Source organism: Mycobacterium sp. (assembly GCF_039583805.1).
In the GTDB taxonomy this organism is placed as follows: Bacteria; Actinomycetota; Actinomycetes; order Mycobacteriales; family Mycobacteriaceae; genus Mycobacterium.
Map to the genome: position 1 here is coordinate 16,584 of NZ_JAVKSH010000020.1, position 11,812 is coordinate 28,395.

The 11,812-nt window shown below is 66.2% G+C and carries 9 protein-coding genes; 8 read left to right on the forward strand and 1 reads right to left on the reverse strand.

From position 1 onward, the window contains the following. Nucleotides 1-936 (forward strand): DUF1942 domain-containing protein, encoded by a 936-nt coding sequence (locus tag ABDW21_RS04300; RefSeq protein WP_343601826.1) that lies wholly within the window; start codon nucleotides 1-3, stop codon nucleotides 934-936. A 134-nt stretch (nucleotides 937-1,070) separates the two neighbouring features. Here ABDW21_RS04300 and ABDW21_RS04305 read toward each other — a convergent pair whose 3' ends face one another. Continuing rightward, nucleotides 1,071-1,361, reverse strand: coding sequence for a WhiB family transcriptional regulator (locus ABDW21_RS04305; RefSeq protein WP_343601674.1), 291 nt, complete (start codon nucleotides 1,359-1,361; stop codon nucleotides 1,071-1,073). Between the two features lie 513 nt (nucleotides 1,362-1,874). On the opposite strand from ABDW21_RS04305, the gene ABDW21_RS04310 reads away from it, so the two are divergent. The 7 genes from ABDW21_RS04310 (at nucleotide 1,875) to eccCb (ending at nucleotide 11,655) form a co-directional block, all read left to right on the forward strand. Then, nucleotides 1,875-2,957, forward strand: coding sequence for an FHA domain-containing protein (locus tag ABDW21_RS04310; protein ID WP_343601675.1), 1,083 nt, complete (start codon nucleotides 1,875-1,877; stop codon nucleotides 2,955-2,957). 125 nt (nucleotides 2,958-3,082) lie between these two features. After that, complete coding sequence (locus ABDW21_RS04315) at nucleotides 3,083-3,928, forward strand: ESX secretion-associated protein EspG (protein ID WP_343601676.1); 846 nt, start codon at nucleotides 3,083-3,085, stop codon at nucleotides 3,926-3,928. Nucleotides 3,929-3,949: 21 nt separating this feature from the next. Beyond that, nucleotides 3,950-4,486, forward strand: coding sequence for a YbaB/EbfC family DNA-binding protein (locus ABDW21_RS04320; RefSeq protein ID WP_343710091.1), 537 nt, complete (start codon nucleotides 3,950-3,952; stop codon nucleotides 4,484-4,486). Further along, nucleotides 4,479-6,200, forward strand: coding sequence for a type VII secretion AAA-ATPase EccA (gene eccA, locus ABDW21_RS04325; RefSeq protein ID WP_343710092.1), 1,722 nt, complete (start codon nucleotides 4,479-4,481; stop codon nucleotides 6,198-6,200). Before ABDW21_RS04320 ends, eccA begins: the two co-directional genes overlap by 8 nt. Before the next feature lie 3 nt (nucleotides 6,201-6,203). Next, nucleotides 6,204-7,646, forward strand: coding sequence for a type VII secretion protein EccB (eccB, locus tag ABDW21_RS04330; protein ID WP_343710093.1), 1,443 nt, complete (start codon nucleotides 6,204-6,206; stop codon nucleotides 7,644-7,646). Further along, nucleotides 7,646-9,883 carry a type VII secretion protein EccCa gene (eccCa, locus tag ABDW21_RS04335; protein WP_343710094.1) on the forward strand — a complete coding sequence of 746 codons (2,238 nt, stop codon included), beginning with the start codon at nucleotides 7,646-7,648 and terminating at the stop codon, nucleotides 9,881-9,883. The genes eccB and eccCa overlap by 1 nt, the downstream gene beginning before the upstream one ends. Further along, nucleotides 9,880-11,655, forward strand: coding sequence for a type VII secretion protein EccCb (gene eccCb / locus ABDW21_RS04340; RefSeq protein ID WP_343601681.1), 1,776 nt, complete (start codon nucleotides 9,880-9,882; stop codon nucleotides 11,653-11,655). The genes eccCa and eccCb overlap by 4 nt, the downstream gene beginning before the upstream one ends. Nucleotides 11,656-11,812 lie beyond the last annotated feature (157 nt).

Consider the following 11,812-nt stretch of genomic DNA (forward strand, 5'->3'; position numbering starts at 1 on the left):
GTGCAGACCATCACCAGCGCGCTCGCCGCGGTGGCTCTCGCGGCTGCAGGAGCCGTCGGTTTCGTGAGTACACCGATCGCCGTCGCCGATGAAGATGAAGCTGCACCGGTCAACACCCAGAATCTTGGCGGCCAGGCGCAACTTGTCGACGGCTCCAACGTCCAGGGCTGGACCGTCAGTGAACTCAAGCAGAGCTCCGACGCGATCCCCTACCAGCCACGCGGCACCCTGTGGGAAGCCACCGCCACCGATGAGGCCGTCCAGGGCGGCGCCACCCCGATCGTGTCCAATTTCAACGCGGTGTCGCCCAGCGGTCAGACGTACCGCGTTCTGTACGAGGTGCCGACCGCGCAGGGTGTCAACCCGGCGTCGCTCGCGCCGGGCCAGCAGACGACCGGCAAACTTTATGTCGACGTCACCGGCGACAACCCGAACTCGGTTGTGTACGAGCTCGCCGACGGACAGGCGGTGGGGTGGTGGGTTCAGGCAACTCCGACATCGGGTGGGGCCGGTGGTGGGCGAACATCGGGCGGCCGAGCGACAACGACTCCCGCCGGCAACCCGGCCTCGTCGGGGGGCAACCCGGCGGCGCCCGCCCCGGGCGGCAGCCAGGGCACGCCCATCGCCGAGGGAGCCCCCGCCAACCAGGCGGCGACAGCTCCGCCCGGCACCTCCGAGACGCCCGGGCAGGCCAGTACCCCGGCTGCACCGGGTCAGGTGGGAAGCCCCGCGGCTCCGGCCGCCGGCGGCAGCGCGGGAACGCCTGCGACGGGCGGTAGCCCAGAAACGCCTGCGACGGGCGGTAGCACGGAGGCGCCGGCTCCGGCTGCCAGTCCGGGAGCACCGGCTGCGGGTCCCGCGAACCCGGCTCCGGCGGGCGGTGAGCCGGCGCCTATCGGCAGCCAGGGAGCAAGCCAGGGCGCGCCCGCGTCCTGACCTAGGACGTGGTCCGGCAGTGCCTCGGAAAGAGTGAACGCCGTGCGCCTCGGCGCACGGCGGTTCCGTCGAATTAGGAACTGTGGAGACACCCCGCCGCCGACCCCTCATAACGGCGACGGGGTGCCGGTCGGTTATGCGGGAATGGCGCCGACCCTCCGCTCCCGCACGGGGTAGCCGTTGCGTTCGGCGAGCGATCGCAGCTGGCGCAGCGCAAACGTCCGAGCCCGGCCCGATTCGGGTATCACGACTCCGGCCCACAGCCCTTCGACGCCCGGAAGCTCGCAGGCTTCGCGCGCACAGAGCCATCGGCGCGGGCACGCGCGGCAGATCGCCTTCGCGTGGTCGTCGGCGGCCGTCGTCCAGCGATCGGGGTCCTGTGTGCACCCACCCAGTGGCAACTCGCTGAGGGCTGTCACGGTCATCTGTCCCGGTCCTTCGGTAAGTGCTGCGGTTTCGCAACGGCTACCGCGAAGCATAGTTCACAAACCGTAGCAATGCAACATCTACTGCTACGCTGAGTGCGGCAGCATTGCTTCGACTGTGGTGGATTGCTCCCACGCCGCGGTTCGGGATAGGTCGGGAGTGGACCACATCCGCACGCTGAGGTGCGCCGCCTTGGCGCCGCACTTTTCCGGTTACTAACACGTAGAGTGGGATTTTTCGGGCGATATCGCGGCGGGGGGACTGGCCTCACGGCGTGGGGGCGATCGGCGCCCGTCGGCGACACCCTATTCGCATGCGATGCCTTGGACTGCCGTAGCTGTAGCGGTGAAACGGTTTAGCAGTCAGCATGCGCCTGAGGCCAGATCGGTTGTGTGACTGAAAAAGCGTAGCTATGGCATAGCGCGCGACTGTGTCCAACAGCTACGATCAACGTGGCTTCAACATGGCTTCAACATGGCTATAGCCACAGCGATCCGAGGACTTCACCGGGGATGACCGACTTCGAGGCGACAGCGGTGCCAGAGCTGCTGATCGTCCACACCGGTGACAGGTCGCACGCTATTGAACGCGGCCACGGAGTGGTGACGATCGGCAGCAGCCCGCACGACGGTGTACCGGTCGACGATCCGCGGGTGTCCCTGAAGGTCGACTCGGCCGATGGACAATGGCACGTGGTCGACGGCAGTGCTCATGGAATGTTCCTCGACGGACATCGGATGGGCTCTGTCACGGTCACCGACCGGACGACCGTCCTGCTGGGGGACCCCACCACGGGGAAACCGCTGACCTTCGAAGTGGTCCATCCGTCGACGTCCACCGATCAGCCGCGGTCGAGTGAGCCGTCCGACTACGACGTCACGGGGACGTGGCACACCGAGGACCTCGACCCCGGTGTGGTCCGCGCCGGGGCGGCGGCGGCCGCGCGGCGCCGCGAACTCGATATCAGTCAACGCAGCCTGGCGGCGGACGGCGTCATCAATGCCGGAGCGCTCATCGCGTTCGAAAAAGGTCGCAGCTGGCCTCGGGAGCGGACTCGGGCCAAGCTGGAGGAGGTGCTGCGCTGGCCCCCCGGCACCATCGCCCGGATTCGGGCGGGAGGGCCCACCCCGGGCGAAGAGGTCACCGAAATTCTGTCCGTCGACGACCAGGTGCCGTTGATCGCGCAAGCTGTGATCGCCGCTGTCGACGGCTGCAACCTGGCGAGCGCGGCCTTGCCGCCCGTCGACGATCCCGGGTTCACTCGCGGAGTGGCGCCCATCCTGGCGGACCTGCGACGGCTCGAGGCGGTTGCGGTTCGCGCCACCCAGATCGGGCGGGTTACCCAGGCGCTGATCAAAGCGCTCACTGCGGTGCGCCGTCAGTATGACGAGTTGATGACGCGGGGGGCGCAGGCTCCGGGTGCAACGCTGGGGCAGCGGTTGTATGCCGCTCGCCGGCGGGCGAACCTGTCGATATCCGAGATCGCGCATGCCGCGGGGGTCGCGGAGGAGGTAGTCGTCGGCGCCGAGGCGGACGACGTGGTGCCCGCCGCGGCCGCCGCCGCGATCGAGGCATTGATCAGCCAGCTCGGTTGAATTTGCGGCTGTGGCGGCGACCGGCGTGGCTTATCGTCGTAGAGAGCGCCGACCGACCGCGCCGACACGTCCGACACCGCGAGGTATGACGCGACCGCGACCCGCAGATCCACCAGAGGTAGACGATGACCAGTTCTTACGCTGCGGACCAGTCCGCCGGCAAGGTCGACGACGTCGTCGGGGTCGAGGTGACCATCGACGGCATGTTGGTGATCGCCGACCGGCTGAGCCTCGTGGACTTTCCCGTCGCGCTGGGAATCCGCCCCAACATCCCCCAGCCCGAATTGCGCGACCTGGTCTGGGACCAAGTCCGGCACGATCTCACCGACCAGGGTGTGCTGGACATCTACGGCACGCCGCACCCGACCGTCGCGGCCATGGTCGACACCCTCAGCCGCGCCGACCGGACGTTGGAAGCCCGATGGTGGCGCCGCGATGTCAACGACGGCACGATGATTCGCTTCGTGGTGTGCCGCAAGGGCGAGCGCCACGTGGTCGCAGCTCGCGACGGTGACATGCTGGTCCTACAGCTGATCGCGCCGCAGGTCGGTCTGGCCGCAATGGTGACCACGGTGATAGGGCCCGCACCGGCCGCCGACGTCGAACCGCTGACCGGGGTCGCGAGCAAGCTCGCCGAGTGCACGACCGCGGCCCAGATAGCGCAGTACGGCGTTGCTCCCGAGTCGGCGCGCATCTACGCGGGGATCATCGCCAACCCCACCAGCTGGGTGGAGATCACCGCCACCGAACGCCACCCCGGCGGTACGACCACGACAACCGACCTTGCGGCGGGTGTCGCCGACTCGTCGCAGGGCAGGGTGGTGTCGATTCCCCGCCGGGTCAGCGGTGACCTGTACGGAAGCTTCCTGCCGGGAACGCAGGAGAACCTCCAGCGAGCACTGACCGGTCTGGTCGAATTCCTGCCGTCAGGAAGTTGGTTCGAGCACACCGAAGTGGACTGGTCCCGTTGACGAATCAGGAAGGACGCCATGGTGGACGGCACTTCGTCACACCTTCACGACGACGACGATGACGACAACTTCGCCGCCCTGGATTTCCCCGTCTCAAACGACGACAACGAGCAGTCGGTGTTGGATGCCGTCGACGAGTACGTCCCGCGCGGGGGCATCGAGGACGACGACGACGGCCCGGACGCGATCGAAGCCGCACAGGATGACCAGGACGACGACCGCCGATCGCCGCTGTTCGCCGTCAGCAACCCGGCGGGGACGGTGACGGTGTCGGCATACCTCGACGGGCGCGTGCAGGGGATCGACCTCACCGCGAAGGTGACGACCATGACCGAAGCGCATCTCGCTGAGGAGATACTCGTCATCGCGGATCTGGCCCGTCAGAAGGCCCGGTCCGCGCAATACGCGTTCATTTCCGAGGCCATGCGGGAGCTTGGGCAGGACAACGCGGCCACGCGTGACTTCCTGACCCGCGAGCTGGAGCTGCCGTCACCGGCAGACGTGATCGCGGCGACGGCGGAGGTCTTCGCCTCCCGTTACACGGACGACCATGACTGACCAACTCGCCGGCATGTTCGCGAGCGCGGTCGGGGTGCTGCCGATGTCGCAGGCCCGAGCTCTGGAGCTGTTCACCGAGATCACCAACTACGACGAATCCGCCTGCGACGCATGGGTAGGTCGCATCCGGTGCGGCGACACCGACCGGGTCACGTTGTTCCGGGCGTGGTATTCCCGCACTAACTTCGGGCGGCTCGCCGGGGCGGCCGAAACATCGATGAATGCGCTCAACGCCCGGGTGTCGATCGGCGGGCTGTACGGCGACATCACCTACCCGGCCAATTCGCCACTGGCCATCACCCTGGGCTTTGCTGTCAGCGAAGCGGCTGCCGGAAACTTCGCCGACGCCATGGACGCTCTGGAAAACGCTCCGTCCCGCGGCGCCGAACAACTGGTGGCGTGGGTCAAGGCGGTGATCTACGGTGCGGCCGAACGCTGGACCGACGTGATCGACGCGATCAGGGGCAACCCGACGTGGACCGACCAGTTCCTGGCTTCGGCCGCCGGCATCGCGCATGGGATCGCCGCCGCGAACCTGGGTTTGTTCACCGAGGCCGAGCGGCGGCTCACCGAACTGCACGATTCGCCGGCGGGCCAGGCATGCGGGCGCGCCATTGCCTGGTACCTGGCGATGACCAAGCGCAGTCAGGGTAACGAGGAGGCGGCGACCGCACTGTTGGAGTGGCTGCAGACGAGTTACCCCGAGCCCAAAATCACTGCCGCGCTGAAAGATCCGGCCTACCGGCTGGTGATTACTAGCGCCGAGACGATCGCGGCGCGCAAAGATCCGTGGGATCCCGCCAGTGTGGTGGCCGACACTTCCGGGCGTGACAAGTTACTCGCCGACGCCCAGTCCGAGCTCGAACGCCAGATCGGCCTGACCCGGGTCAAAGAGCAGATCGAAAGGTATCGTGCCGCCACCCAAATGGCGAAAGTTCGTGCCGCCAAAGGGATGAAGGTCGCCCAGGCGAGCAAGCACATGATCTTCGCGGGACCGCCCGGTACCGGAAAGACCACCATCGCCCGTGTGGTGGCAAACATTCTGGCCGGGCTGGGTGTCATCGCCGAGCCGAAGCTGATCGAAACCTCCCGGAAAGATTTCGTCGCCGAGTACGAGGGGCAGTCGGCGGTCAAAACCGCCAAGACCATCGATCGAGCAATCGGCGGTGTACTTTTCATCGACGAGGCTTACACCCTGGTGCAGGAGCGAGACGGACGTGCCGACCCGTTCGGGACGGAGGCACTGGACACTCTGTTGGCGCGGATGGAAAACGACCGCGACCGCTTGGTCGTGATCATTGCCGGTTACAGCTCTGACGTCGACCGGCTGTTGGAAGCCAACGACGGTCTGCGGTCGCGGTTCTCGACCAGGATCGAATTCGACTCGTACTCGCCGGAAGAGATCCTCGAGATCGCAAAAGTCATTGCCGCTGGCAATGACTCGGCGCTGAGTGCGGACGCTGCCGAGGGCCTGCTGGAGGCCGCGAAGCTGTTGAGCCAGCGTTCGGTGGGTGACAAGCCGGCACTGGATGTCGCCGGCAACGGTCGCTACGCCCGGCAGCTGGTGGAGTCCGGCGAGCAATACCGCGACATGCGGCTGGCCCAGTCCGTCGACGTCGAGTCCCTCGACGTCGAGCGGCTGCGCGAGATCAACAGCCAGGACATGGCCGAGGCAATCGACTCGGTACACAGCCGTCTGAACATAGTCGAGTAAGTCATGGCGGGATTTCGGCTAACCACCAAGGTTCAGGTCAGCGGCTGGCGATTCCTGCTTCGCCGGGTCGAGCATGCTGTCGTGCGGCGGGACACCCGGATGTTCGACGACCCGCTGGCGTTCTACAGCAGGGCGGTCGGGCTCGGCATCGTCATCGCGGTGTTGGTCGGGCTCGGCGCCGGCCTGCTGGCGTACTTCAAACCCCTCGGCCGCAGAAGCGGGGACAACCTGCTCGTCGACCGGACCACCAACCAGCTCTACGTCGTGCTGCCCGGCAGCGGGGAGCTGCACCCGGTGTACAACCTGACTTCAGCACGGTTGGTGCTGGGTAACGCCGGCAGCCCCGCGGCGGTGAAGTCGCAGGAACTCGACAGGATGCCAAAAGGCCAGCCGATCGGGATTCCCGGTGCCCCGTATGCCACCCCTGTGTCGCCGGACACCACGTCCAGCTGGGCACTGTGCGACGTCGTCTCCAACCCCGAAAGCGTCACTCCCGCAGTCCACACATCGGTGATCGCAATGCCTTTGGCTATCGACGCTTCGGTCGGTCCGATGAACCCCAACGAGGCGCTGCTAATCTCTTACCGCGACAAGGAATGGGTGGTGACCAAAGACGGGCGCCACGTCGTCGACCTGACCGACCGCGCGGTGTCCTCCGCGGTAGGGATACCGGTCACCGCGAGGGCGACGCCGGTCTCCGAAGGCGTGTACAACGCGTTACCTGACGCCGCACCCTGGCAGCTGCCGCTGGTACCATGGGCGGGAGCACCCAATTCGGTTGGCCTACCGGCTAATCTGGTGGTCGGGTCGGTGTTCCAGACGCAGACCGAGGCCGGTCCGCAGAAGTACGTGGTGTTGCGCGACGGTGTGGCCCGCGTCAACGCGATCACATCTGCGGCCTTACGCGCGAGCAATTCGTTCGGCCTGATCGCACCCCCGGCGGTCGAATCGAGCGCGGTCGCCAAGATCCCCGAGCGGGTGTACGCATCGCCGCTGCCGGACGAGCCGCTGAGGGTCCTGGCCCGCCAGGACTCGCCGACGCTATGTTGGTCGTGGGTGCGTGAGGCGGGTGACCAGTCGCCCACGACGACGGTGCTGACTGGTCGACACCTGCCGATTCCACCCGCCGTCATGGGCATGGGAATCAAGCAGATCGCCGGAGCAGCAACCGTTTTCATCGACGGTGGAAAATTCGTGCAACTGCAGTCTCCGGATCCCGAGCACGGCGAGGCGTTGTACTACATCGACCCGCAGGGCGTGCGTTACGGGTTGCCCGACGCGGAGACCGCGAAGACCCTGGGCCTGACGTCGCCGAAGAAAGCACTATGGCAGATCGTTCGGCTGCTGGTGGACGGCCCGGTGCTGTCCAAACAGGGCGCGCTGCTGGAGCACGACACATTGCCTCCGGACCCCAAACCCCGCAAGGCCGATTCGGGAGAGGGCTGATGACGACGAAGAAGTTCACGCCGACCATAAAACGCGGGCCACGGCTGACACCCGGCGAAATCACCGTCACACCACCGGAAGATCTCGGTATCGAAATTCCGCCATCGGGAGTTCAGAAGGTGCTTCCGTACGTCATGGCCGGAGGCATGCTCGGCATGATCGCGATCATGGTCTTCACCGGCGTCCGGCAGCTGTCGCCCTACATGTTGATGATGCCGTTGATGATGATCATGGCCACAGTCGGATTCATGGCCGGCGGCGGCCCCGGCGGCAAGAAGGTCCCGGAGATCAACGCCGATCGCCGGGAATACCTGCGCTACCTGGCGGGTCTGCGAACACGGGTGACCTCGTCGGCGAGCGCCCAGGTGACGTTCTTCGGTTACCACGCACCCAATCCGGATGATTTGCTCTCGATTGTCGGCACCCACCGGCAGTGGTCTCGGCAGGCGAACAACGGCTTCTTCGCGGCAGCTCGCATCGGGCTGGGCTCGGAGCCCGCAGTCGACCGGCTTTTGAAGCCGGTTCTCGGCGGCGAGCTGGCAGGCCCGGATGCTGCACCCCAAGCGCATCTCGAACCGGTCGGTCACATGTGGGTACTGAAGTTCCTGCGCACCCATGGCCTTATCCACGACTGCCCGAAACTTGTTCAGCTGCGTACCTTTCCGACCATCGCCATCGGCGGCGACCCGAAAGGTGCGGCCGGGTTGCTGCGCGCCATGATCTGCCACCTGGCGGTGTTCCATCCGTCGGACCTGCTGCAGATCAGGGTGCTCACCGACGATCCCGAGGATCCGGAGTGGTCCTGGGTGAAATGGCTGCCGCACATTCAGCACCCGACCGACACCGACGCGGCCGGGTCGACTCGAATGGTCTTCACCCGTCCGGACGGACTGAGCGATCTGAGCGCGCGTGGTCCGCACACGCCGGACGCCGGCCCGGGTGGGCCCTATGTCGTGGTGATCGATCTGACCGAGGGTTCGGCGGGCTTTCCGATCGACGGCCGGGCCGGAGTCACGGTCATCACGCTGGGCAACCATCGCGGTTCGGCTTACCGGCTGCGGGTCGCGTCGGACGGGACCGCCGACGACAGACTGCCCAATCAGACGTTCCGACAGGTCACGTCGGCGACCGACTGCGTGTCGCCGGAGCTGGCGACCCGCATTGCGCGCAGGCTGGCCGGGTGGTCGATCACCGGCACCATCATCGACAAGACGATCCGTGTGCAGAAGAAGGTTTCCACCGAATGGCATCAGCTGGTCAGCGCACGGACAGCGGAAGAGGTGCTGCCAAGCCGCTGGAGGATGTTCGCCGACGCCGATCAGGACCGGCTGCGGATCCCGTTCGGGCATGAACTCAAGACCGGCGACGTCATCCGTCTGGACATCAAGGAGGGGGCGGAATTTGGTGCCGGACCCCACGGCATGCTGATCGGCACCACCGGGTCGGGCAAGTCGGAGTTCCTGCGCACCCTCATCTTGTCGCTGGCGGCCACGCATCACCCCAACCAGGTGAACCTTTTGCTCACCGACTTCAAGGGCGGTTCGACATTCCTGGGCATGGAGAAGCTCCCGCACACCGCCGCGGTCGTCACCAACATGGAGGAAGAAGCCGAGCTGGTCGGCCGGATGGGTGAGGTGCTGACCGGTGAGCTCGACCGGCGCCAATCGATCCTGCGCCGGGCCGGCACGCAGGTGGGTGCGGCGGGCGCGCTGTCCGGTGTCGCCGAGTACGAGAAGCACCGGGAGCGCGGCGCTGACCTTCGGCCACTGCCAACGCTTTTCGTGGTCGTCGACGAGTTCGCCGAGCTGCTGCAGAACCACCCGGACTTCATTGGGCTGTTCGACCGGATCTGCCGTGTCGGGCGGTCGTTGCGGGTACATCTGCTGCTGGCCACCCAGTCGCTGAACACCGGGGGCGTGCGCATCGACAAGCTCGAGCCCAACCTAACCTATCGCATCGCCTTGCGCACCACCAGCTCAGCGGAGTCCAAGGCGGTGATCGGAACGCCTGAGGCGCAATACATCAGCAACAAGGAAAGCGGGGTCGGGTTTCTGCGGGTCGGCATGGAGGACCCGGTGAAGTTCAAGACCGTCTATACCGGGGGCAACTACGTACCCCCGTCGCACACCGACGGCGAATCCAACGGTGAGACGCCCGAGGTCCGACACCGACGACGAGAGATTCGCATCCACCGGTTCACCGCGGCCCCTATCTTCGACACGGCGGTGATGCCATGACCGTCGAGCCCCAGCAGCGGGTGCTGCGCGAGGTCGTGCTGGACCAACTTGGCACCGGCGAAGCGATTGCGTACCGAATGTGGTTGCCGCCGTTGAAAGATCCGACACCGGTCAACGAGCTGATCGAGCGTGACGTGGGCCAGCCGTTGCGGTTCAGCATGGGCATCATGGACGAGCCACGGCGGCATCGCCAGGACGTCTGGGCCGTCGATGTATCCGCGGCGGGGGGCAACATCGCCGTCGGGGGTGCGCCGCAGACCGGCAAGTCCACGTTCCTGCAGACTTTGGTGCTGACGGCCGCCGCCACGCACTCGCCGCGGGATGTGCAGGTCTACTGCATCGACCTCGGTGGTGGTGGCCTGATCTACCTGGAAGACCTGCCGCACGTCGGTGGGGTGGCGACGCGCTCGGAACCGGACCGGGTCCACCGGATGGTCGCCGAGATGAAAGCCGTTCTGCGACAGCGGGAACTGATATTCAAGCAGTACCGCGTCGGCTCGATGGCGGCCTATCGGGAGATGCGTAACGACCCGGGCCAACCGGCGGCGCAAGACCCGTTCGGTGACGTGTTCCTGATCATCGACGGATGGCCTGCGTTCGTGTCCGAGTTTCCCGACCTGGAGCCGACGGTGCAGGACCTCGCCGGCCAGGGCCTGGCGTTCGGTGTGCACTTGGTGATCTCCACGCCGCGGTGGGCGGAACTTAAGGGCCGGGTCCGCGACTATCTGGGCACGAAGGTGGAGTTCCGGCTCGGCGACATCAACGAAACTCAGGTCGACCGTATGACACGGGAGATTCCGGCCAATCGGCCCGGCCGGGCGATCTCCAAGGAACTGCATCACCTGATGATCGGGGTGCCCAGGCTGGACGGCGTGCACAGCGCCGAGAACTTGGTGGCGGCGATGTCCGCGGCGGTGCAGCAGATCGCGGCCCAACACACCGGGCAGGCACCCCAGGTCAGGGTGCTGCCCGACCGGATCTACTTGCACCAGCTGGATCCGAACCCACCTGGCCCCGACGCCGATTACCGCACCCGCTGGACGATTCCGCTTGGGGTGCGCGAAGCCGACCTCACGGTAGCCTACGCGAACATGCAGATGGCCCCTCATCTGCTGATTTTCGGAGCGGCGAAATCCGGCAAGACCCGCATCGCGCATGCCGTCGCGGAGGCCATCTGCGCCCGCAACAGCCCGCAGCAGGTGCGGTTCATGCTGGCGGACTATCGGTCGGGCCTGCTGGACGCGGTGCCGGAGTCGCACCTGCTCGACGCCGGGGCGATCAACCGCAACAGCGCGACGCTGGACGAGTCCATCAAGGCCTTGGCGACCAACCTGCGCAACCGACTGCCGCCGGACAACCTGACCACGGCGCAGCTGCGGGCGCGGTCGTGGTGGAGTGGGTTCGACGTCGTTTTGATGGTCGACGACTGGCATATGATCACGGCCGCCGGCGGTGTGATACCGCCGATGACGCCGCTGGCGCCGTTGCTGCCCGCGGCCGCGGACATCGGTTTGCACGTCATCGTCACGTGTCAAATGAGCCAGGCCCACCGGGCGACCATGGACAAGTTCGTCGGCGCCGCATTCGGGGCCGGATCGCCGACCTTGTTCCTCTCCGGCGATCAACAGGAATTCCCGGCCAAGGAGATCAAGATCAAGAAAAGGCCTCCTGGGCAGGCGTTTCTGGTGTCGTCCGAGGGCAAAGAGGTCATCCAGGCGGCCTATGTCGATCCGCCAGAAGAAGTGTCTCCACCACCTCCGGTGAGCGGTTAGGATTCTTCCGACAGCTTCACAGCGCGACATTCACCGCACCGGAGGGTGTGCGAATCCCTCGCGGGGAATGGCTTTCAGCGGCCCGTGCGTATGTCGGAAACCTGCATGTCGGAAATCAGTAAAGGCCAGACGTCAGTTCGGCGGACATCAGCACAGG